Origin of the sequence: uncultured Granulicatella sp. (assembly GCF_963545075.1) — a bacterium.
Lineage (GTDB): Bacteria > Bacillota > Bacilli > Lactobacillales > Aerococcaceae > Granulicatella.
Genome location: NZ_CAUUHX010000017.1, coordinates 1 through 24,666 on the forward strand (window position 1 = coordinate 1; position 24,666 = coordinate 24,666).

Annotated in this window: 19 protein-coding genes; 2 read left to right on the forward strand and 17 right to left on the reverse strand. The window is 33.7% G+C overall.

Annotated features, from left to right (window positions below):
* From RWZ86_RS03710 to pta, 7 genes are all read right to left on the reverse strand, one after another.
* The coding region (locus tag RWZ86_RS03710; RefSeq protein WP_314680116.1) for a YSIRK-type signal peptide-containing protein at positions 1-4,672 on the reverse strand (4,672 nt) is incomplete at its 3' end.
* A 224-nt stretch (positions 4,673-4,896) separates the two neighbouring features.
* Complete coding sequence (typA, locus tag RWZ86_RS03715) at positions 4,897-6,747, reverse strand: translational GTPase TypA (protein ID WP_314680118.1); 1,851 nt, start codon at positions 6,745-6,747, stop codon at positions 4,897-4,899.
* 194 nt (positions 6,748-6,941) lie between these two features.
* A complete protein-coding gene (proC, locus tag RWZ86_RS03720; RefSeq protein WP_314680120.1) occupies positions 6,942-7,739 on the reverse strand; it encodes a pyrroline-5-carboxylate reductase in 798 nt (265 codons plus the stop codon).
* A gap of 1 nt (position 7,740) precedes the next feature.
* Positions 7,741-8,988: a glutamate-5-semialdehyde dehydrogenase gene (locus RWZ86_RS03725; protein WP_314680153.1), complete on the reverse strand. Its 1,248-nt coding sequence runs from the start codon at positions 8,986-8,988 to the stop codon at positions 7,741-7,743.
* Positions 8,989-8,998: 10 nt separating this feature from the next.
* Positions 8,999-10,105 carry a glutamate 5-kinase gene (proB, locus tag RWZ86_RS03730; protein WP_314680122.1) on the reverse strand — a complete coding sequence of 369 codons (1,107 nt, stop codon included), beginning with the start codon at positions 10,103-10,105 and terminating at the stop codon, positions 8,999-9,001.
* 29 nt (positions 10,106-10,134) lie between these two features.
* On the reverse strand, positions 10,135-12,789 hold the full coding sequence (gene polA, locus RWZ86_RS03735) for a DNA polymerase I (RefSeq protein ID WP_314680155.1): 2,655 nt from the start codon (positions 12,787-12,789) through the stop codon (positions 10,135-10,137).
* A gap of 523 nt (positions 12,790-13,312) precedes the next feature.
* Positions 13,313-14,296, reverse strand: a complete 984-nt coding sequence (gene pta, locus RWZ86_RS03740; RefSeq protein ID WP_314680124.1) for a phosphate acetyltransferase — start codon at positions 14,294-14,296, stop codon at positions 13,313-13,315.
* Positions 14,297-14,499: 203 nt separating this feature from the next.
* Here pta and RWZ86_RS03745 point away from each other — a divergent pair, with 203 nt between their 5' ends.
* Together RWZ86_RS03745 and RWZ86_RS03750 are read left to right on the forward strand one after the other, a co-directional pair.
* On the forward strand, positions 14,500-15,270 hold the full coding sequence (locus tag RWZ86_RS03745; protein ID WP_314680126.1) for a threonine/serine exporter family protein: 771 nt from the start codon (positions 14,500-14,502) through the stop codon (positions 15,268-15,270).
* Entirely contained in the window at positions 15,267-15,704 is a 438-nt protein-coding gene (locus RWZ86_RS03750; RefSeq protein WP_314680127.1) for a threonine/serine exporter family protein, read from the forward strand. The genes RWZ86_RS03745 and RWZ86_RS03750 overlap by 4 nt, the downstream gene beginning before the upstream one ends.
* Before the next feature lie 26 nt (positions 15,705-15,730).
* Here the strand turns inward: RWZ86_RS03750 and RWZ86_RS03755 are convergent, their stop codons facing one another.
* From RWZ86_RS03755 to murD, 10 genes are all read right to left on the reverse strand, one after another.
* Entirely contained in the window at positions 15,731-16,378 is a 648-nt protein-coding gene (locus tag RWZ86_RS03755; protein ID WP_314680129.1) for a DivIVA domain-containing protein, read from the reverse strand.
* Positions 16,379-16,392: 14 nt separating this feature from the next.
* Positions 16,393-17,181, reverse strand: coding sequence for an RNA-binding protein (locus RWZ86_RS03760; protein WP_314680131.1), 789 nt, complete (start codon positions 17,179-17,181; stop codon positions 16,393-16,395).
* A 12-nt stretch (positions 17,182-17,193) separates the two neighbouring features.
* Positions 17,194-17,457 (reverse strand): YggT family protein, encoded by a 264-nt coding sequence (locus tag RWZ86_RS03765; protein ID WP_314680133.1) that lies wholly within the window; start codon positions 17,455-17,457, stop codon positions 17,194-17,196.
* A 28-nt stretch (positions 17,458-17,485) separates the two neighbouring features.
* Positions 17,486-17,914 carry a cell division protein SepF gene (locus RWZ86_RS03770; protein ID WP_314680135.1) on the reverse strand — a complete coding sequence of 143 codons (429 nt, stop codon included), beginning with the start codon at positions 17,912-17,914 and terminating at the stop codon, positions 17,486-17,488.
* Position 17,915: 1 nt separating this feature from the next.
* The gene (locus tag RWZ86_RS03775) at positions 17,916-18,578 is read right to left on the reverse strand and encodes a YggS family pyridoxal phosphate-dependent enzyme (protein ID WP_314680157.1); all 663 of its coding nucleotides are present in this window, start codon (positions 18,576-18,578) and stop codon (positions 17,916-17,918) included.
* A gap of 5 nt (positions 18,579-18,583) precedes the next feature.
* Positions 18,584-19,873 carry a cell division protein FtsZ gene (ftsZ, locus tag RWZ86_RS03780; protein ID WP_314680136.1) on the reverse strand — a complete coding sequence of 430 codons (1,290 nt, stop codon included), beginning with the start codon at positions 19,871-19,873 and terminating at the stop codon, positions 18,584-18,586.
* Positions 19,874-19,896: 23 nt separating this feature from the next.
* Entirely contained in the window at positions 19,897-21,222 is a 1,326-nt protein-coding gene (gene ftsA, locus RWZ86_RS03785) for a cell division protein FtsA (protein WP_314680137.1), read from the reverse strand.
* A 125-nt stretch (positions 21,223-21,347) separates the two neighbouring features.
* On the reverse strand, positions 21,348-22,142 hold the full coding sequence (locus RWZ86_RS03790; RefSeq protein WP_314680139.1) for an FtsQ-type POTRA domain-containing protein: 795 nt from the start codon (positions 22,140-22,142) through the stop codon (positions 21,348-21,350).
* Positions 22,143-22,162: 20 nt separating this feature from the next.
* Positions 22,163-23,260 carry an undecaprenyldiphospho-muramoylpentapeptide beta-N-acetylglucosaminyltransferase gene (murG, locus tag RWZ86_RS03795; protein ID WP_314680141.1) on the reverse strand — a complete coding sequence of 366 codons (1,098 nt, stop codon included), beginning with the start codon at positions 23,258-23,260 and terminating at the stop codon, positions 22,163-22,165.
* A gap of 16 nt (positions 23,261-23,276) precedes the next feature.
* Positions 23,277-24,638 (reverse strand): UDP-N-acetylmuramoyl-L-alanine--D-glutamate ligase, encoded by a 1,362-nt coding sequence (murD, locus tag RWZ86_RS03800; protein ID WP_314680143.1) that lies wholly within the window; start codon positions 24,636-24,638, stop codon positions 23,277-23,279.
* Positions 24,639-24,666: the final 28 nt, after the last annotated feature.

Genomic DNA, 24,666 nt, shown 5'->3' on the forward strand with positions numbered 1-24,666 from the left:
GTGTTTCGTAGCCTTCAATTGTGTTGCCTTCAGTATCTTTGTAAGTTACTGTTACGTCACCTTTTTGTAACTCATACTCATAAGTAACTGTTTGTTTTTCTGTAGTTACTTTACCAGTTTCGCCAGCTGAACCTGTTTTTAGTCCATTATTTGTTGCAACAAGTTTATAAACTCTTCCATCTTCTTTTGTAATAGTTGCATCTTTTGTCGCAGTGTAGTCAATTCCTACTTGTCTACCTGTTACTAATGTTACTGGATCTTTTAGGTTTTCTTCTGTTCCTGCGATGACGTACTTAACTTCTACATCTCCACCTATTTTTGGTGCGTACTCATAAACTACTTCTTGTTTATCTGCTGTAACTGTACCCGTTTCTGCAGCTGATGTAGTTTTATGACCTTTATATACATAAACTTTTCCATCAGTAGCTGTTAATTCTTCACCTGCTGCTGGCGCTGTTGAAGTATATTCTTTTCCAACTTTTAATCCCTTAGCAACATCTGTTGCTGGTTTTAATTCAGTTGTTGTTCCTTCGATAACATATTTTGCAACTACATCTCCACCAACTGGAATAATTTTTTCATAATATACATTTTCAACTACATTACCGTTATTAATCAGTTCCTGAGAAACCAATACTCTATCGATAAATTCTCTATCTGGAGCTTCAAAATTAGGTACTCTAGGTGAATTTGTTCTTGGCCAGTTTGGTTGATAAGCATCAGTTCTATATTCCCATGGACCTTCTACTACTCGGCCTGTTTCTTTACCTGTGTAAACTTTTCTCGTAACTGTAATATTTTGTACAACAGGATTAGCAACTACATTACTCTCATTATTCTTTTCAAGATAGTTAATTGTACGAGTAATTGTTTTGCTTTCTTCTTTAAATGTTGCTTCCTCATAGACATACGTAACTTTTTTCGTTACTTGTCTTTCATAAGTTCCTGTTTCTGGAACTGAATCAGCTTGAATCTCTTTAAATAAATACGGAATATTACCATATTTTATGAGATCTTCTTTTGTCGTAGTATATGGTTCTCCTGCAAAATCTCTTTTAGAAATTTTTGGTAGAATGTCATCTTTTCTATTATTGATATAACGGACTTCTAATTTACCACGAACGTCTTCTGTTCTTAATCCGACAATATTCGATTCTAACCATACATTTTGATTATTCTTCAAGAAAATTTGCGATGTACTTTGAACAAAGTTTTGATTTTCAGGATCAACTCGAAGATTAAAGTTATGCGTAAAGCCATGTTGTTTTGTTACCGTATAATCCTTTTTAAATTTATATTTAACGGCAGTAACATCTTTCCAATTTGTGATTTTATCTGCAGTTACATAAGTTCCTGTAGTTTTGTCAGTCGCAGTTGATGTCGTATATTCTATATCATACTCATCTGAATTCTCAACAATAGGTCCTTCTAAATACGTTACTGCTTCACTCTTAGGAATTAAAACAACTGCTTCTTTGATTTTTTGAGGTGTATCTGTTAAGTTCTCAATTTGAGGTGTTAGAATAACTTCTTGTCCATTCTTCACATCAATAATCCCTCGTGTACCTGTTGTCCCTGGTTTAGAAATCGTTAATGATGTTGAATACTCGATAACATTATTCATTGTAACATTAATATATGATTTTGCAATCGTTGAACCAGGTTCATGTCCTTCTACATAATTTGCATTTAAAGAACGATCATTACCAAATAAAGTTTCAGCATCACTATTCCACACAAGATAAGAGTCAATAGTATAAGTTCCACTTTCTATTTGACCATTATTTTCTACTTCAAAAGTTAATGCCGCTGGTTTATAAGTTCCACCTTTAATCCATCCATCTCTGTTTAAATCAAAGCTAGATAACCCTAAATCTTTTGATTCGAAAATATAGGCACGTTTACCAGTTCCTTTATAATTTTCAATAATACGCGTTGGATTTACAGTATCATAATTTTCTTTTATGTAATTATAACCCCACTTACCACCTTCACTATTTACTCCACCATAATAAATTGATGTACTAGATAATAAACGATTGTCCGCTGTTAATCTAAAGTCTTTCAATGGTAACTTTGGATCTGCTAATAGCATCACACTTGTTTTATTAATATTTGGATCTAGTTTATTTAAATCATAAGCTTTAAAACCATTTTTATTATATTCTGCTAAATTAAAATAATCTGGTGCTTCATAACTTACTGTAATTGGAATATTCTTCCCTCGTGTTAAATTATCTTTTGACAAGTTCTGGTCACCAATTTGATCCATTGATAACCTTAATATTGTCGGTTCTTTTGTGTGTACTGCTGGATCACTTGCTCCCTTATTAGGGCGTTGCGTTGCAACAGCACTTTCTAATGTGTTTTCAGCCGATAAAACTTGAGAAATTTTATCTTCATAACGCTGAATATTTGGATCTTTTGCTTTTTCTTTCCAAGTACCTACTGTTACATCTAAATCTGTTACTAATCCTATAATTGTTTTAGAAGCTTGCTCTCTATTTTGTAGTTCATCAACAATTCCAGGAGTTTTTAAAATCAAGTGAGTAAATCTCTTTTCAGGGTTAATAGCAACTTCATCAAATGTTTCATCAACAGAACTAAATTCTTTAATTAATTCCGCCTGGTTATTCTCATTGACTCCATATAATTGAAAGTTTTCTTTAAATTGCCCACGTAAATCTTTATATCCTGCACCGTATCTTTTTACTACGGCATTTCCATTTTCTAATTCATTCGTTGCAACTTCAGACATTCTAAATCTAGTAAAATAATTTCCTTCTTGATCTTTCGGAATAAGATAGTTTAAATATTGACTTGGTAATGTTCCACCATCTGCATTTAATTTATTATATGGAATATTATAACGAGCTATAAATTTATCTATATTAGAAGCATTTGAAAATAGTCTTTGATACGATATTGTACCAATTGAATCATTCATATTACCAATCGAAGGAGCACCATCACCCGCATAGATTCTAAAACCATCAGGATTTTCTAGAGTTTGTGTGAATGATGAACCGTCTGGTCTATGTCCTACAGCTTTATAAACAATTTTAGCACTATACCCTTTTGTTCCATTAGATTCAATAACCTTTGCAATTTCCTCTGGTGTCCTTAAGGCACCCTCTTTTAATTTTAATACAGGTCCGGCATAGACTAAAATTTGATCAATTCCACGAGTTTGATCTGGATGTAAGGTAGCTACTCCATTTTCTAGTGTCCATTTTGAATTATTAGGAGCATTAGGGTCTAATTCTAAAAACTCTGGAATTCCACTAATTGTATAATTATAACTTGTTAATCGACCATTACCATTTGTATTCCACTCATCAGCTTCTCTATTATTGAAGAATGGTTCACTTGTCATAATTTGTGGAATTCTAAAAGTACTTTTTGCAGGAACTAATTTACCATTAACAACAGAACCGAGTTTATATTCACGTTGGTCCTGTGATAAATAATTTTTCACCAATTTTTCTCTTGTATCTTTTTCTCGATAAATAATTTCTGATAAATAATCAAAAGTAGCTGTTGCTGTTTTTGTAGATAAGACATTTTCACCACTGATAAACTCTGTCTTCACTGGTAGTGAATCACCTTTTGATGGTGCATTCTTTATAGATGTTCCTACATAAAGTTTTAATAAACTTTCCGCAACAGATCCACCAGCCATTGGATTTAAATTTAAATCATAAACATAATCAGTAGCTGTAGAACGGTCATCTGTACTTTTAACAAAAGATGAATTTGTAAATACTGGTTTTTTAGTAGAATGAAGAAAAGCTTTTGGAATAGTTACACGTACTTTACCATCTGTAACTGTATCATTTGAAGAAGCTGAATAAGTAATCGCCATATTAATGACACGCTCACCATCTCCATTATTTGCTACTGGAATTCGTTTTTCTGTTGGTCCTTTCGAGCTATCAAAATGAATCGTTCCTGTTAAAGCTTGATCTGTCACTCCTCCAGTACGGAAACCAGTTCCTTCTTCCATCTTTTTACCATTACGGCTATCTTGATTTTTATTTTCTTTAGATGTTTCTTCTGCCTTAATTGATTTTAAGATAGAAGTTAATGAGCTAATTTCTTTTGTTTTAGCATCTACTTCTGGTTGTGTCGCAGACGATGAATTTTGTAAAGATTTTGCTTCTTCTAATAATTTTTCAGCTTTCTCAACAAGGCTTTTTTGCTTTTCATTTGAGCGAACACGATCTACTTGTTCTTGTAAAGCTGTCATTTTATCTACTAATTGACTTGTCTCAACTGTAGCTTTCTTCTCATCAGTTGGCTGTTCTGCTTTTTCTAAAATAGTAGAAGTTTTTTCTTCTACCGGAGTTGCTTTTTCTGTTGTTACATTAGTATTTTTTTCTTCTACTAAATGATTGTCAACAGATGGACTTGCTTGATTTATTTTCTCTTCAATTTCTGCAACTACCTTTGGAGCTTCACTCGCCTTTTCTTTTTGATCCTTTGGTGATGAACTTACAACTTCATTTGTTGCCGGCTCATTCACTTCACTAGCTTCAACATGAACTCCTAAAAAGAATCCTGCCCCTACTAATACACTGGCAGCACCTACTTTTAATTTCTTAATAGAATATTTTTCAAATTTTTTACTGGACTTTTTTTGATTCATTAATTTGTTTTTTTTACTTAACATACTATTTTACCTTTCTATAATTTATTTTCTTAATATTATAATTATTAAAATAACTATTAAATTAAATAATAATATATTTTAATTTATAATGTCAAATAATTGATTTCAAATGATGAGAACTCTATAACCATATTGTAAAAGATGTACTGCACTCAAAAAAATATACATTAGATTCACTACATCTATCACAGTTTTATTAAATCATTCTCACTATCATCTAATTGTTAGTTGTTTTCAGCTTCTGCTTGTTTTTTACGTTTATTTGCTTTTTCACGCTCACCTTTGTTTAAGATTTGTTTTCTTAAACGAATCGTTTCTGGTGTGATTTCGCAATATTCATCATCTGATAAGAATTCTAAAGATTCTTCTAATGATAATTTCTTCGGTGTTTTAATGACAGAAGTTTGGTCTTTCGTTGCTGAACGAATATTAGTTTGTTGTTTAGCTTTCGTAATATTAACCGCTAAGTCATTTTCACGAGAGTGTTCCCCAACAATCATTCCTTCATAAATTTCAGTACCTGGTTCAGTAAAGATTACTCCACGGTCTTCAACACCCATAATTCCGTAAGTTGTTGACTTACCAGTATCTGTAGATACTAATGCACCATTTCTACGTCCACCAATATTTGCAGCAATATATGGTAAATATTGATCGAATGTATGGTTCATAATTCCGTATCCACGAGTCATTGATAAGAACTCAGTTGTATATCCTAATAATCCACGAGCTGGTACTAAGAATACAATACGAACTTGTCCATTTTCACTATGTTGCATATCTTGCATTTCACCTTTACGGTTACTTAATGATTCAATAATTGAACCCATGTATTCTTCTGGAGTATCAATTTGTACACGTTCAAATGGTTCACATTTTACGCCATCGATTTCTTTAATGATTACTTCTGGACGAGATACTTGTAATTCGTATCCTTCACGACGCATATTTTCAATTAAAATTGATAAGTGTAATTCTCCACGTCCTGATACAATCCATGCATCTGGTGAATCTGTTGGTTCAACTTTAAGAGATACGTCTGTTTGTAATTCACGCATTAAACGTTCTTCAATTTTACGTGCTGTTACAAATTTACCTTCACGTCCTGCAAATGGTGAGTTATTTGTCAAGAATGTCATTTGTAATGTTGGTTCATCAATGTGTAACACTGGTAATGATTCTTGTGCGTCTACTGGTGTTACAGTTTCCCCAACGAAGATATCTTCCATCCCTGAAACAGCAATTAAATCCCCTGCTTTTGCTTCATTGATTTCTAAACGGTTTAATCCGAAGAAACCAAATAATTTTGTAACACGGAAGTTTTTCTTTGTTCCATCTAATTTTAATAGAGATACTTGGTCCCCAACTTTTACAGTTCCACGGAATACACGTCCGATACCAATACGTCCTACATAATCATTATAGTCTAATAATGATACTTGGAATTGTAAAGGCTCATCTGAATTATCAACTGGTGCAGGAATATGTTCGATAATTGTATCGAATAAATAGTCCATTGTTTGTTCTTGATCCGCTGGATTATCTGACATACTAGAAGTTCCGTTTAACGCTGAAGCATAAACTACAGGGAATTCTAATTGATCATCATCTGCTCCTAATTCGATAAATAATTCTAGTACTTCATCGACTACTTCTTCTGGACGAGCAGCGTCACGGTCGATTTTATTTACTACTACGATTGGTGTTAAATGTTGTTCTAATGCTTTTTTCAATACGAAACGTGTTTGAGGCATTGTTCCTTCATAAGCATCTACAACTAAAACTACACCATCCACCATTTTCATGATACGTTCTACTTCTCCACCGAAGTCCGCGTGTCCTGGTGTATCCATGATGTTAATACGAGTACCTTTATATTGAACAGCAGTATTTTTCGCTAAAATCGTAATACCTCGTTCACGTTCAATATCGTTTGAGTCCATTGCACGTTCAGATAATTCTGTACGTGCATCCAGTGTTTCTGATTGTTTTAATAATTCGTCTACTAATGTTGTTTTACCATGGTCAACGTGAGCGATAATGGCAATATTACGAATATCATTTCTTAATTTCATGTTTTCCTCCAATTTGTAATAAAATGAAAGTGATGGAATACATTTTAATAGGGAATTTCCATCACTTAAACCTCTTTATAACCTTAAAAATTATACTACAAAAATCTCACAAACTCAATTCATATGATTGATTGTGGTATATATTTGTTTTATTTTTTTCACAACTAATCGAGAGTGTGTCCCATTTAACTTCTTCATTGACCTAATTCTTCTGTTCTTTGTTTAGCACATCTGGCTGCTTGGATTACACTTGAACGAAATCCTGTTTGTTCTAATGAAACCACTCCAGCAATTGTTGAACCACCTGGACTGCAAACTTTTTCTTTTAAAACGGCAGGATGTTCTTTTGTTTCACCCACCATACTTGCAGATCCTTTAACCGTTTGAGTCGCTAATTGCAGTGCTACTTCTCTCGATAAACCCATACTCACGCCTGCTTCTGCTAATGCTTCAATAAAAATATAAACAAAAGCTGGTCCACAACCTGCTAATGCTGTAGCAGCATCTATTTGAGCTTCCGGTAAATCAACTACAGTTCCAGCCGATTGTAATAACGAAACAAATACTTCTTTATCTTGCAGCGTTGCTTTTTCCCCAAGAGAAAAACTAATCACACCTTCTGCTACTTCTAATGGTGTATTTGGCATCATACGAATCCAACGATGACGAGTATCTGTCATGGATTGTAATTGTTTTAAAGTCACTCCTGCAGCCATACTAATTAATAGAATCGACTCTCGTCGCTCTAGGATATTTTTGTTTTCTTCTAATAACGCATGAATTTGATTGGGTTTTACTCCAAGGAAAATCACATTTGCCTGTTCAAAGACTTGTGTATTCGTAACTGCTGTCGCATTCAAGTTCTCTGCTAACTTCACTGCTTTTTCATGAGTACGGTTCGCAAGTAATACTGGATAAGTTTCATATTTTGCAGCAATGGTCGCAATGACGCTTCCCATATTTCCTAAACCAATGATTCCAATGGTTTTCATCTTACCTCACCTGACCTTCTCCATACACAATGTATTTATAAGTTGTCATTTCTTTTAAGCCCATCGGTCCTCTAGCATGTAATTTTTGAGTGGAAATTCCCATTTCACATCCTAGGCCAAATTCTCCACCATCGGTAAATCGTGTCGAAGCATTCACATAAACTGCTGCACTATCGACTCTTGTTGTAAAGAATTCAATCGCATCATCTGATTCTGAAATAATTGCGTCAGAATGATGAGTACTATGATTTTCAATATGGGTAACTGCTTCTTCTATCGAAGTCACAACTTTAACAGCCATTATGTAATCAGAAAACTCTGTATCAAAATCTTCTTTTTGAGCTTTCTCTCCTGAAATGTATTGAGCTGCTTTTTCATCAACTCTTAACTCAACAGCTGGAGTATGATTGTCTACTAAAGTTTCTTTTAATAACAGTAAAAATTGAGGAGCAATGGCTTCATGTACCACACAGACTTCCATAGCATTACATACGGATGGACGACTCATTTTAGCATTTTCTACAATCTTTATTGCTTTAGCTAAATCAGCATCTTTATCAATATAAATATGCACAATTCCAGTACCTGTTTCTATAACAGGTACAATGGCATTTTCAATGACTGCACGAATTAATCCAGCTCCACCACGAGGAATTAACACATCAATAAAGCCTTTTGCTTTCATTAATGCCATCGCACTTTCCCTACTAGTATCACTGACTAATTGAATACATTCTGGAGAAATTGATGTTTTAGCTAATCCCTTTTTCAAGGCAGTCACAATCGCAAGAGCACTTTGATAAGCTTCCTTCCCACCTCTTAAAACGACTGCATTTCCACTCTTAATTGATAATGCTACTGCATCAGACGTCACATTAGGTCTGCTTTCATAAATAATTCCAATTACACCAAATGGCACTCTCTTCTTCTTAATTTGAATATTTTGTGCACCAACTGTTTCTTCCATCAATTCTCCAACTGGGTCTGGTAATTGAGCGACTTGTCGAATACCTTCAGCCATTGCTTGGATTCTAGCTTCATCTAATTTCAAACGATCCAACATTACTTCTGAGATATGTCCCTTGGCTTTTTCTAAGTCTAATGCATTTGCTTTTAAAATAGCATCTGTATCTTCTAATAATGCAAGAGCCATTGCTTCTAGTGCTTCATTTTTTGACGTTGTTGAAGCAATATTGATTTCTTTTTTAAAACGATTAACCGTTTCTAACAATTGTTGTGTCGTCAATATGCATCCCTCCTTAAAATTCTTGTTCTAATAGTTCTAACTCTCCGGAAATAGTCATCCAATCATCTCGATGAATGACAATTCCTTTTCGATTATTTTTCGATAATTGCTGTGCAATAGCGTATTTACTTAAGCGAGTTTGTCCTTTTCCAATCACTTGATACTGTTCATCGACAACTGTCACGATTTCGGATTCATAAAACTCTCCCTCAACTGCTTTCACACCTGAGATTAATAAGCTTTTACCTTCTTCTTGTAGAGCTTGTTTTGCTCCAGCATCAACAACTAATTTCCCTTTACTTTTTGCATATAAAGCAAGCCATTGTTTATGAGTTTTCATAACTTTTTCTTGCGCTGTAAAATATGTTCCATCAACCGTTTGGTGAGCAGCTTCAATCAATGCTTGTTCTTTTAAGGAGGAACAAATATAAACAGGAACACCCGCCATTGTCGCAATCGTTGCTGCTTTAATTTTCGTATACATCCCGCCTGTTCCATTGCTAGAACCAGCTCCTCCTGCCATTTCGACTAATTCTTTAGTGATTTCATCAATCGTATCAAATCGTTTTGCATCTGGATTTTTCGAAGGGTTGTCATTATATACGCCATCAACATCTGTTAATAAAACTAATAAGTCTGCTTGCACCATGGCAGCTACTTGCGCACTTAATGTATCATTATCGCCAACTTTTAATTCCTCAATAGAAACTGTATCATTTTCATTAATAACTGGAATTGCATGACGTGTTAATAATACAGATAACGCTTGGTGAGCATTATTGTAACGACGTTTATCCACAAAATCATCTTGCGTTAATAAAATTTGCGCAGAAACAATGCCTTTCATTAATAAATTAGACGTATATTCTTCTAATAATAAGCCTTGACCTACCGCAGCAGAAGCTTGTTTATCGGCAATCTTTGTTGGACGTTTTTTAAATCCTAACGAAGAGAATCCTGCAGCAATCGCACCAGAAGAAACTAAAATTAATTCATGTCCTTCTTCATGTAAAGTAGCCAGTTGTTGTGTAATAGCCTTAACTTTTGCACGTGATAAGCTTCCATCAGGATTTGTTAATGAACTTGTTCCTACTTTAAACACAATTCTTTTATGCTTCATTCTTTTTTCCTTTCTACTAAATAATCAACCTATTTTGCTTCATACCAGTTATTGCCAATATTACTATCTGCTTTTAGTGGCACGGATAAACTTACCGCATTTTCCATGACTTCTTCGACTAAGCTTTGTAATCTTTCCACTTCTTCTTCTGGCACTTCAAAAATCAATTCATCGTGTACTTGTAATAATAATTTCGCTTGGAATTTTCGTTCTTGCATTTCTCGATCTAATTCAATCATTGCTACTTTCAAAATATCTGCAGCTGTTCCTTGAATCGGTGAATTCATTGCTGTTCTTTCTGCAAATGAACGAATATTAAAATTACTTGCATGAATTTCTGGTAAATAACGACGACGATGGAATAATGTCTCCACATAATCTTTTTGACGAGCTTCTGCTACGATATTTTCCATATATTCTTTGACGCCTTTGAATTCTTCTAAGTAACGGTCAATAAATTCTTTTGCTTGTTTACGAGGAATATTCAGATTTTGAGAAAGTCCATAATCACTAATTCCATACACAATTCCAAAGTTAACAGCTTTTGCCTGTCTTCTCATACTGCTTGTCACTTCTTCAGGATTTTGAATTCCAAACACACGCATTGCAGTATTCGTATGAATATCAATATTATTTTTAAACGCTTCAATCATATGAACGTCATTTGCCATATGCGCTAATACTCGTAATTCGATTTGAGAATAGTCACTTGATAATATCTTCCAATCAGGACGACTTGGTAAAAATGCCGAACGAACTTGGCGCCCTTCTTCTGTACGAATTGGAATATTTTGTAAGTTAGGATCTTGAGAACTTAAGCGACCAGTTTGCGTCAAGTTCTGTACGAATCGTGTATGAATTTTGCCATCTTCAAGGATATATGCTTGTAAGCCGTCAATATACGTTGTCGTTAATTTCTTTAATTGACGATATTCTAATAGAGACTCAACCATTGGAGATTGGTTTGCTAATTTTTCTAATACATCCACCGCTGTTGAATACCCTGTTTTTGTTTTCTTAATCACTGGTAAATTCATTTTCTCAAATAAAATAACACCCAACTGTTTTGGAGAATTAATATTAAATTCTTCGCCAGCAAATTCATAAATCGTTTGTTCAATTTCTTTGAGACGTGATTCGAATTGTTCACCCATTTCGATTAATCGGTTCTGATCCACTCGAATTCCTTCAATTTCCATTCGAGCTAAAATATCACTCAATGGTAATTCCATTTCCCAATAGAGATGAATTTGTTCATTTTCCTCCAATTGTTTCAATAAACGTTTTGGAGAAGTCGCTAATACATAAATTTTAGCAGCTAAATGATTCCAAAATACTTCTTTTTCTTTTGGCACTTTAATTTTAACGCCTTTTCCATACACTTCTTCATCAGTCTTCAAGATTGAAATGCCAAATCGTTTCGCTACATCATAAATTTCATTTACGATTTCATTGGCATCCACTAAGTAAGCTAATAGAGAAACATCGTATTTCGAACCTGCTACTGTTAGTCCAAAACGATTTGCGAATACTTTCATTGCTTTCGTATCAAACATCGTTTTCTCAATTGTTTCATCCGCTAACCATTGTTTGAACGTCTCAGACTGAACAGCTGAATCAATAGAAGTGACATACACTTGTTTCTCATTACCGAATGCGACTGCCAAGACTGGCGCAACATGATAGTTGTTATCAAATGTTTCAAAATGAAGGGTTGTTGCATCTTCTAATTCTTTTTCTGTAATTATTTCAACCCATTGAACCTTTTGAATTTCAATCGTTTCTTCCTGAACGATTTGTCCGCCTTTTTTATTCAAGTAGTCTTTTTGGAATGATTGGAAACTCATTTCTTTATAGAAGGCTATTAGTTCTTCAACATTTTCTTCTTTTCGAAGTGTATCTGCTACAGTAATTTCCAATGGAGAGTTGATATCGATTCTTGCTAATTTTTTACTTAAAAAGGCTAATTCTTTATCTTGAATTAAATTGTCTTTAAGCTTACTTTTTTTCATTTCTTCGACATGTTCATAAATGCCTTCTACACTTCCGTATTCTTGGAGTAATTTAATAGCGGTTTTTTCACCCACTTTTGTTACACCTGGGTAATTATCTGATGAATCACCCATTAGTCCTTTCATGTCGATAATTTGTTCTGGTGTTAGTCCATATTTTTCGTTGATAAATGCAGGAGTATATTCGACTAATTCGCTTACTCCTTTTGTAGTTATTTTAACGGTAATTTCTGGAGTCGCTAATTGAATTAAGTCTTTATCTCCGGATAAGACGACTACTTCAAAGCCTTCTTTGGCTGCTTGGTGGGCTAATGTTCCGATAATGTCATCAGCTTCGTATTGATTTAAGCGATAATGTGGGATTCCCCATGCGTCTAATAAGACGTTAAAGTATGGCATTTGTTCTTTGAATTCTGATGGTGTTTTTGCTCTGCCGCCTTTGTATTCTGCGTACATTTCTGTACGGAAAGTTGTTTTGCCTGCGTCCCAAGCTACTAATATGTGGGTAGGATTTTCTTGTTCTAAGATTGTTTTAAACATTCGGTGGAATGAATATAATGCGTTTGTATGTAATCCATTTTGGTTTTTGAATCGGTTTAGATCTAAGATGGAATAGAAGGCACGAAATGCTAAGCTGCTGCCATCTACTAGTAATAATTTTTGTTTCACGATTGGCTCCTCAATTCTTCACAATGTTATTTTCAGTTTACCATATTTTTAGAAAAATTTGCATTGATAGCCTATGCGTAATAAAAAGCAAGAAGCAAAAATATTTTCTGGTGGTGAAGTCGCCAGTAGCCCCTGCGGGTCTCTTGGCTAAAAATTGACCCTCAGTTTCAATTTTTACCTGTAATGGAAGCCATCCCTGGCTTCCATTACTTTCACTACAAAAAAATTTTTGCTTCTTGCTTTTATATGTTCTTAGCGTTTTTTCAGTAACCGTATATTCAAACGAAACACTCATGACAGCAACCCTAGACTAAACTTTTCCCGTAGCAGTAGTAATAGAAGCTGGTTACCAGATTCTATTACCGGAAAATTTGAGACCTTAGGCTCAAATTTTAGCCAAGAGACCGCTAGGGCTACTGGCGTCCGTTGCTACAAATGAAAAGTTTAGGCTAGGGTTTCTGTTCACGCACAAAAAAAGCATGAAACAAACAGAAATATTTGTTCCATGCTTTTGTTATTTTTCCGATTAAGCTTCCATTAAAGCTTGGTTAGCTGTAATGATTGCTAATTTATAAACATCTTCCTCGTTACATCCACGAGATAAATCTGAAATTGGTTTGTTTAACCCTTGTAAGATTGGTCCAATTGCTTCGAAGTTACCGAAACGTTGTGCAATTTTATAACCAATATTTCCAGATTGAATTTCTGGGAATACGAATACTGTTGCTTCCCCTGCTACTGGTGAATCTGGTGCTTTTTGTTTACCAACACTTGGTACAAATGCAGCATCAAATTGTAATTCCCCATCAATATTGTAGTTAGGAGCTAATTCTTTAGCAATACGAGCAGCTTCTGCTACTTTTAATGCTTCTTCAGATTTTGCAGAACCTTTCGTTGAGAAACTTAATAAAGCAACATTTGGTTCAATTCCAAATAATTCAGCCGTTTTAGCTGATTCAACAGCAATTTCAGCTAATTCTTGCGCATTTGGATTAATATTAATAGCGCAATCAGAGAATAAATATTTCTTAGATTTATCACTATTAATCATGATAAATGCACCACTTGTACGTGATACACCTGGTTTAGTTTTAATAATTTGTAACGCTGGACGTACAGTGTCTCCTGTAGAGTGAACTGCACCAGATACTAAACCATCTGCTAAGCCCATGTATACCATCATTGTACCAAAATAAGTAACATCTTTTAATAATTCACGAGCAGCTTCTGGAGTTGCTTTTCCTTTACGACGTTCTACAAAACTTTCCACTACAGCTTCAAAGTTTTCATAAGTTTCTGGATCAACTATTGTAATGTCATGTAAATTAAATCCACGTTTTTGTGCTACTTCTTCAATTTCATCTTTTTTCCCTAATAAAATAGGTTCGCATAATTCATCTGCTTTTAAACGTACAACAGCACCTAAAATACGAGGTTCACTTCCTTCAGGGAAAACAATTTTTAATCCTTTCCCTTTAATTTTTCCTGATAATTCTTCAAATAGTTCCACAACTATCCCTCCAATAATTTTCTATAACTATGATACAACAAATTTCTTCTAAAAAACAGTACTAAGTTGAATATTAAGAGAATATTCTTTAAATTTTCACATCTGTTATAGTCTAATGATTAACAAAGTTAAATGGAAAGACTTGTTTACACTCCTTAAACTTATGGTATACTAAATATATTAAGTATTAAAGGAGATTCATCATGCGAGAATACGCTAAAAAATTGATGGATACTGCCATGTTAGCAGGTCAAATTATGTTAGAATGCAATGCAGAAAGTTATCGAGTAGAAGAAACGATGAATTATATTTTATCCACTTCTCATTTTGCAACTTGCGAAGCATTTGCGAATGCTACTGGAATCTTTGCAACATTAGATGACGACTGCATTGATTGTATTACTGAAATCCGTCGTGTCCCTAATCGAGATACAAATTTAAAACGAATTTATAAAGTCAATAGTATTTCACGTCAATTAGTTAGTGGAGAAATCAATTTAGATACTGCCTATCAACAATTTCAAAACTTAAAAGAATCTGATTATCCTTCTTGGTTAAAAGATATTGGTTTAGTCATCATGTGCGGATGCTATGCAGCCCTTTATGGTGCTACCTTACTAGAAATGTTTGTTGCCGGAATTGCAGCTATTGTACTTCCATTAGTCTATAAATTAGATGCCAAATTAGGATTAGGAATGTTTATCACCAATTTAGTTTCTATTATCCCAATGGTTATTATTATCTGCTATTTACAAGAAACGATATTTCCAAGTATTCATATTGGTATTCCGATTATCGGAGCAATTATGCCTGCAGTACCGGGAACTGCTATTACAAATGCCATTCGTGATACTCTACGAGGCGATTATAACTCCGGAACTGCTCGTGCAGTAGAAGCTGCTGTTACCGCTCTATCTATTTCTATTGCTGTAGTGATTGGTTTATTAATTGGAGGAGGTGTCAATCCATTATGATGTTTCAAGTGATTAGCTCTGTTATTGCAGTTTATTTTAGTAGTATTGTATTCGAAGTTCCAAAACGATTGATTAAATACACTGCTTTAATTGGAGGAATTGGTTGGTGGATTTATCTTTTATTTTTAGATAGTGCTGGAATGGAATTATCCACCTATTATAGTGGACTCACTGTAGCTTTTCTTTCCCACTTAGCAGCCAGATTTTTTAAAGCTCCCGTAACGGTATTTTTCATTCCTGGATTTTTCCCATTAGTACCAGGAGCTGGAATGTATCGAACCGCCTATGCCTTTTTAACAGGAGATGCTGTTAAAGCTCATTATTATTTATCTAGCACCATAGCTGTAGCAGGCATGATTGCTCTAGCAATTTTCACTGTTGACTCACTTTTTCGATTACATTCCATTTGGAAAAATTATACAAAAAAAACGTGATACTGATGCTGTATCACGTTTTTTGATTATTCAAATCCACCTACAGTGATAACTTCATCTGTTGGAAGAATAATTTCTTGTGTATTTTGTTTACTTTCTTCAGCACTTGGAGTAAACGTAGGAGTTACTTCCGGTGTAATTAATTGTTCATTCTTCTTAGCACGTCCTGCTAAAATTGAATCGATTGATGGTGCAGATACTTCAATTTTAGAATGACTATTTAATAATAAATCCCATTCTTCATTTTTAATCATTTCTAATTGAGATTCCACCATAATTTGTAATCTTTGACGGAACATACGTGTTTCTTTCTTCAACACATCTGTTTCACGATTAATTTCTGTTGCTTTTTCAGCTGCTTCTTTTAATAATCTTTCCGCTTCTTTTTCAGCTTCAAAAATAATAATTTCTGCATCTTTACGAGCATTTTCTTTTAAGCGATCAGCTGCTTCCTGCGCAACAATAATTGATTTATTAAGTGTTTCTTGAATTGAATTAAAGTATGATACTTTTTCTTCATTGAATTTTACACGTTTTTCTAAATCTTTATTTTCACGAATTAATTGTTCAACCGTACGAATGACTTCATCTAAATAATCATTTACTTCTTCAGGATCATAACCTTTAAATTTTGTAGGAAATTCCTTATTATGAATTTCGATTGGTGTTAACATAATTCCAACTCCTCTTATTTGTTTTTCTCGAGCAGACCTATTTCAAGTTTTATTTTATCCTTTTTTGTCCGTCCCTCTATATTTTTTATCTGTATTCTACCATACCCTCTTATGGAAATAATATCAAGTAATTCAATCATAAAATCAGGACGAATTTCTTCTGCCCAGTTAACTTTTACTTTATTACTTTCTACCAATTCCTTCGAGCGCTGTCTAGATGTATGAAAAATAGATGCAATTAATGTATCCAATCGTAATGAAGACACAATTGCGGTTGTATATGTCCAATGATCAATCGGTAAAATTAATTCTGTATAATCTTTTTCATCTATTCGAATACTAATTTTTCCAACTTTTTGAAAATTTTGTTTCAAATAAGGTAACATTTGTTTCGTGAGCAATAATTGCCAACGAATCCCATCAGAAATAATATCTCCTAATTGGTCACGGTCTATCCCTAAGCCTACCAAAGAACCGAGGATTTGTCCATGACTAATTGAAGAAAATTTAATTGGATAATGTATTTCTATTAATTCAACGTCAAACTCTTCTGTTGTTGGTGCATAAAAATCTGGATAAATCATACATCTTTTTCGTTCAGCAGCAATGTATCCACCTTCAAACTGAAATTTAATGTCATCATATTGACCAACAATCGCTTCAACAATAAATTGTTGACGTGGATCTAAAAATGGAGTCAATATCGGTGCATACTGTTCTTGACAAGAAACAACCCAAGATTCTACTTTTCGAATAAAATCTTGTTCTTCTTTTCTAAAATGTTGAAATATAGACGTATCCATAACTATCACCTATTAAAAAATAAATTTAACAATTTGAATAATGCCTAGTTTTAAAAACTGTAAAAATAAAATTCCAAAGATAGCTGAAAAACCAAACATTCCAATTCTTATTTTATCGAAATAAGATAAATATGGTTCACACAATGCCTGAAGCCATTTAGCTAATTTTGTATTTTGCGCTTGTGGAAACCAAGTTAATACAACATAAATCGTAATTAATAATATATAAAGATCAATTGCCCGTAATAATAAACGGATTAATTGAAATAATAACATATCTTTCTCCTTAACTATTTAATAACTTTTAATAAGAAGAATACTCATCCTCAACAAAGGATCCTTGTACTTGGAAATTTGGTGGCGAACAAATATAAATATCTTCTCGAATTTGTTGAACATCTCCGTTAATAGCATAAGTAACCCCTACAACGAAGTCAATCACTCTTTTTGCATCAGTAACTTCCATTTTTCTAAAGTTAATAATCACTGCTTCACCTTTTAACAAAGCATCTGCCACACGTTCTGCTTCTGTATAAACCGTTGGTTCCATCACAAAAACTTTTGAAACTTTTTTATTTTGTTGTGCTTGTTGAAAACTAACAACATTAGAGGGAGTTCTTCGGTAATCTTGTACAGTTGACTGAAGATTTTCCTCTTCATACATTTCTTCATCGATTGGTTCATACCCATCATCTGGATCTAAAAATGTTTTAACGTGATTCCAAAATCCCATACTACTCCTCCTCTTCAAACCATGCGGTTCCTATTCTAATAAAATGGGCTCCTTCTTCAATCGCAATCGGATAATCTTGACTCATCCCCATACTCAATTGTATTGGGTTTTCACTTCTGACCTCTTCAGAAATCTCTTTTAACTCATGAAAATAGTGTCGAATTTCTTCTTCACTCGCAACAAATGGTGCCATTGTCATGAAGCCAATAATGTCAATTTTAGTATATCGTTTTGCGACTTCAAATGCTTCAAATACTTCTGCTTTTGTAAAACCATGTTTCGATTCTTCCCCAGAAATATTAACTTCAAGAAAACATTTCAACGGAGCCTCTAATCTTTTTTCAATTTCTTCCATAATCGATAGACGATCAATTGCGTGGAAATATTGAATATGATTTACAATTTGTTTTACTTTTCTTTTTTGTAATGGCCCAATTAAATGCCAAATAATATCTTCTTGAGGAAATGCTTTCTGACGTTCTAATAATTTTTCAACACGATTCTCCGCAAAATGTCGAAATCCAAGAGAATAAACTTCTTGGATTTCTTCATTCGTACGATTTTTAGTTACTATAATTGGACATACTTCTTGTACATCTCTAGAAACTTTATCGCATGATTGTTGAATGCGTGTAACAATTTGTTCTGCATTACGTTTAATCATGGTCATTAGTTTCTGTTTCTTCTTCTAAAGAATGGTGGTGTGTCTAAAGTATCATCAGATTCATATTTTGTTTCCACTGGAGCTTCCACGAAACTCTTTTGAGCAAATGGTGAATCTGTTTCTGTTGTTGTTTCACGAGCACTTGCTTCACGACGGATATCCCAATCTCCAAAAATATCTTTTTCAGGTTGTTTTTCTTCAACTACTGCTTTTTTCTTTGGTGTTACTTGTTTTTCTTGGAATGTTTGAGGGTTATTTCCAATTTCTTTTGTTGATGTTGGAGTAGTTGGTGTTAATGTTGCACGGCTAGTACGTGCTGTTGTTTTTTTTGAAGATTTGTGTTCTTCATCAATACCAGTCGCAATCACTGTTACAATTACTTCATCTCCAAGATTTTCATTAATAGATGTACCAAAGATAATGTTTACATCATTTGTTGCAGCTGCTGCTACGATATCAGAAGCATCTTGTGCTTCAAATAATGTTAAATCAGATCCACCTGTAATATTTAATAAGATTTGTTCTGCTCCATCAATTGATACTTCTAATAATGGAGAAGAAATAGCTTTTTTAGTTGCTTCTGCTGTACGGTTTTCACCACTAGCAACTCCAATACCCATTAATGCAGATCCTTGATCTTTCATCACTGTTTTAACATCAGCAAAGTCTAAGTTTACATAACCAGGTGCAATAATTAAATCAGAAATACCTTGTACCCCTTGACGTAATACATTATCTGCTTCACGGAAAGCTTCTAACATCGGAGTCTTTTTATCAACGATTTCTAATAAACGGTTATTTGAAATGGTTACTAATGTATCAACGTTAGCTTTCATTTGAGCAACACCTTCTGCTGCATAGCGACCACGTTTTGGTCCTTCAAAGCTAAATGGACGAGTCACAACCCCAACAGTTAATGCTCCTAATTCTTTTGCAATACGAGCTACGATTGGCGCTGCACCAGTACCAGTTCCTCCACCCATACCAGCTGTAACGAAAATTAAATCCGCTCCTGATAAAGCTTCACGAATACGTTCTTCACTTTCTTCTGCTGCTTTTAAACCGATATCAGGTAATGAACCTGCTCCTAAACCTTTTGTTAATTTAGGTCCTAATTGAATTTTAGTTTCTGCTTTAGAATTTGCTAAAGCTTGTGTATCTGTATTGGCAACAATAAATTCAACGCCTTGTACGCCTTCAGCAATCATACGGTTCACAGCATTATTACCTGCTCCCCCTACACCAATAACTTTAATAACAGCGCCTTGTAAATTTGTATCAAATTCGAATTCCATTCTTTTTCCTCCTTAGATTCGTACTAGTCTATAAACATTTTGAAGAAGTTTTTCACTTTATCTCCAAAACTTTCTGATTCAGTTTCTTGTGTTACTTCCACTTCCACCTTTGGTTGTTCAACTGGTTGTGGAGTTGGTTCTACAACTGGACGGCTAGGGTTCGTTAGAGGTGTTACTCTCTTTTCAGTTGTTAATTTACCTTTTTGGGCAATACGATGCACATCATCTAATGATGCTGCGTATTGAATTAATCCCATACTTGTTGCATAAATTGGATTTCTCATTCCCATTTGTTCAGGAATATAAGTTTTCACATTTACTCCAAAAATTTCTTGAGCTAATTCAAGTACACCTGCCATTGAAGATGCTCCTCCTGTTAACACAATTCCTCCAGGTAAACTTAATGCATCTACTTGATCTAAAGCACGTTTAATTGTTTCAAAAATTTGAACTTCTCTTGCTTCAATAATTTCTGATAAATAATGTTCATCCACTTTAACAGGATCTTTCTTACCAATTGTCTCAACTGGGAAGAATTCTTCATCAGAAGTTTCCGTAGAAATAGCATAACCATATTCACGTTTGATACGCTCTGCATTTTCGAAACTTGCGTTTAAGATAACAGAAATATCTTTTGTAACGAAGTCCCCACCTTCTTGGTCTACATATGAGAATTTTAATTGATGATCATGCATCACTGATGCACTCGTTTGTCCGCCACCCATATCAATTAAAATTGTACCAAATTCACGTTCACCTGCAGACATTGCTACTTGGCTTATTGCAAGTGGTTGAATGACCATTTCTTCAATATTCAACCCTGCTTTATCAATACAACGTTTAATATTATGAACAATTGTTTTTGGACCAGTAATCATACTTGCATATAATTCTAAACGAACTCCAATCATTCCACGAGGATCTTTAATTCCATCAAATCCATCTACGATAAATTCTTCCGGAATGACAGAAATAATTTCTCTTTCTGGTGCAACTGAACGAACTTTTGCTGCCGAAATCACATTATGAACATCAATATCCGTAATTTCACGATTTTCACTTGAAACAGCAATCATACCATGACATGGTTCAATTGAAATTTGATTACTTGGGATTCCTACAATAACATCTTGAATTTGAATATTTGCTTTTTGTTCTGCTTGTTTAACGGCTTTTTTAATAGATTCAACTGTTTCGTCGATATCTACAATTACTCCCCGGCTTAGTCCTTGAGATTTTTCATTGCCGACTCCAATAATGTTTAATTGTCCACGAATATATTCAGCAACAACAACCTTAATTGAAGTGGTTCCAATATCTAAACTCACATAAATTCCTTGATTTTTCACGTTTATTGAAACCTCCTACTTCTATTTTCTATTCACATTTTATAAATAACTATACTGTTTTATTTTAACATATTTCTTTACTGTTAAGAAAACATTTGTATATTTTCTTAATATATTTTTTCAATTTATTGGGCATTCATATCAGGTGTGTAAAAAATTCCAACTTCCATATCAATCGTTCCTGATTTTTTAGGCAATTGTTTTAAAATACTTGGATAATAATTTAACTTTTCACCAATATCTTTTAACGTTCCTATTACATTCATTCCATCTCTCATTTTTAATTGAAGTTTTAATGGTTTTTGTTCTGGATTAACATATTTAATTTGACGAATCATTCGAATTACATTTGGGGAAGTTTTTTCCAGTTGCTCTGCTAATTGTTTTCTGGATTCTTCTGTAAAATTCACTAATTCAGGAAAATCTTCTTTCATAGTTGGTTCTTCCTTTTGAATCGTTTGAGCATCTGCTAGTAATTCTTTATATTGTCCATCTTCAACATAATATCCTACTGCAGGATTTTCTAAAACAGTTAATTGGATCTTATTAAATCCAGTCAACGTTACAGAAGCATCTTTAATTTTAGGATTTCGATTTGTTAATCTCTTTCGAATAATTTCATGTTCCGATAAGATTCCCCAAATACTTTTTCCTTTTTTGATGCCTGCTTGTTCTTGAATTGATTCTACTGCTACTTGACGATTCCCATACACATATATTTCTTTTGGTTTTGAAAACGGAGAAATAAAATACACTCCCCAAATCAAACTTACAATGAAAATCCACCATAAAAATCTCATTTCTAACTTAGAAAAATAAAAAATTTTTCTTAATACTATTAACGATTCTTTTTTAGGTTTTTCCTCTTGAAAATTAGTTGGAGGAGTCGAAGAAGCTGAAGATTTTTTTAAAAATTTCATAATGCTCCTCCTTTTTCTTTCTAAATAATTTCATGAATCATACTTGTTAATCTTACACTTGCGTCTGTAATTCCCATTTTTTTAGCGGAAGCAGCCATAGCTTCTTTCTTATGAGAATCTAATAAAATTTCATCAATTTCAGCTAACATTGTTTGAGCATTCAATTCTTTTTCTAAAATCATCGACGCTGCGCCTTGATCGACTAAAGAACGAGCATTTGCTTCTTGATGATTATTCGTCACATATGGACTTGGAATTAAAACACTTGCTAATCCTAAAGCTGTTAATTCTGTTAAAGTTGTTGCTCCACTTCTGCAAACAACTAAATCCACATTTTGAAATAGTTGTGGCATATCTTTAATATACGGAAAAACAGAAACGTTTGGCAATGATTTTGCTAAATTTGTAATCTGATTGTTGATTTTGTCATAATGAACTTCTCCTGTAACCATAATGACATGATAGTGTTTATTCGCAAATCCTTCTAACGCTTCAACAAACACTTCATTCATTCGCTCAGACCCACGACTTCCACCAAAGATTACAACAATTGGCAACTCTGTCTGAACTCCAATAGAAGCTAAGTATTCAGGATTTTTCTTAATTTCAACAACTTCTTGTCCTCTAGGATTTCCTGTTAAAACAACTTTATTGCTGTACGATGCAAAATCTTTTTTCACATCTTCAAAGCAGATGGCAATTTTATTCACCCATTTTGCTAAAAATTTATTCGTTACTCCTGCAACACTATTTTGTTCATGAATAATGGTAGGAATTTTTAATAAACTTGCGGCAAATAATACAGGGGCACAAACATAACCTCCTGTACCAATGACAACATCTGGTTTAAATTCTTTTAAAATTTTTCTTGCTTTAATGACACTTGTCACCATATAGAATGCTGTTTTTAAATTTTCTAATGAAAACGAACGCTTTAAGCCTTCGATTTTAATGGATTCAAAATCATACCCCGCTTGTGGAACAATTTTACTTTCTAATCCACGTTTAGTTCCAATGTATAAATATTCTACATCTTCTTGTGTTTCTAAATATCTCATAAATGCAAGTGCAGGATAAATATGACCTCCTGTACCTCCGCCAGATACGACAACTCTCATGAATATTTCCTCTTTCTTATAAATTCTCTACAACTTGAATAAATTCATCTCCACGAATTTCAAAGTTTTTGAATTGATCCCAACTTGCACAAGCTGGTGATAATAAAATAATATCGTCTTCTTTACTAATTTCATACGCTTTTTTAGTAGCTTCTTCTAATGTATTCACGACTTCAATAACAGGAATACCGGCAACTTTCGCAGCTTCTTGTAATTTTTCTTTTGTTTCTCCATACAAAACAATTCCTGAAACAGAAGTTAAATCTGGAACTAATTCATCAAACCCATTCCCTCTATCTAATCCACCGGCAATTAAAATAACCGATTGATTTGTAAAGCTACGTAAAGCTGTTTGAGTCGCAATAATGTTCGTTGCTTTCGAATCATTGTAGAAACGTCTCTTATTCACTTCTTTTACAAATTGTGTACGGTGTTTTACACCATGGAAGTTTTGTACTGCTTTTTGAATTCCTTCATTTGTAGCTCCTGCTAATTTTGCAATCGCGACTGCTGCTAGTACATTTTCAACATTTTGTGTTCCAGGAACTTGAATCGTTGAAACAGGAATTACCTTCTCACCATTGAAGCAAATGTAATCATCTTCAACTGAAGAGCCAAATTCTAAAACAGTTTTTCTACTAAATGGAACTAAGGTTGCGTTTGTGTGACCTTCAATTAAGGTAATCAATTCTGGATAATCGGCATTATAAACTAAGTAGTCGTCTTCCGTTTGATTTTTCGTCAATTGAAGTTTTGCTTTAATATATTCTTCCCTTGTTCCATGATAATCTAAATGAGCACTGAATATATTTACAATACACGCAATTTTCGGTTTAAATTGATCAATTCCCATCAATTGGAAACTACTTAATTCTGAAACATAAATATCATCTTTTGTCGATTGTTCCGCTAATTGCGATAATGGAATTCCAATATTTCCTGCCGCATATACTTCACGTTCAGGGAAAGATTCTTTCAACATTAAACTCGCTAATGTAGTTGTAGTCGTTTTCCCGTTTGAACCTGTAATTCCGATAATTAAACCTTCTAATAAATGATAGGCAATTTCTACTTCTGTATATACTGGAATTCCTTTTTTAATGGCTGCTTCTACCATACAATTATGGTATGGGATTCCAGGATTTTTCACAACAAAATCAAAATGTTCTTCTAATAAATCTACTGGATGTGAACCTGCTAAAACACGAATTCCTTCTTCAATTAAACTTTTTGCATCTGGATTTTCTTCTAATGGAATACGATCATTTACAGTTACAATCGCTCCTTGATGTAATAATAATTTAGCAACTGCCACTCCACTTTTCGCTAATCCAATCACTAATACTCTTTTATGTTCAAATTTCTTTTCATTCAGCACCTAATATGCCCCCTAAATTAATTTCAAT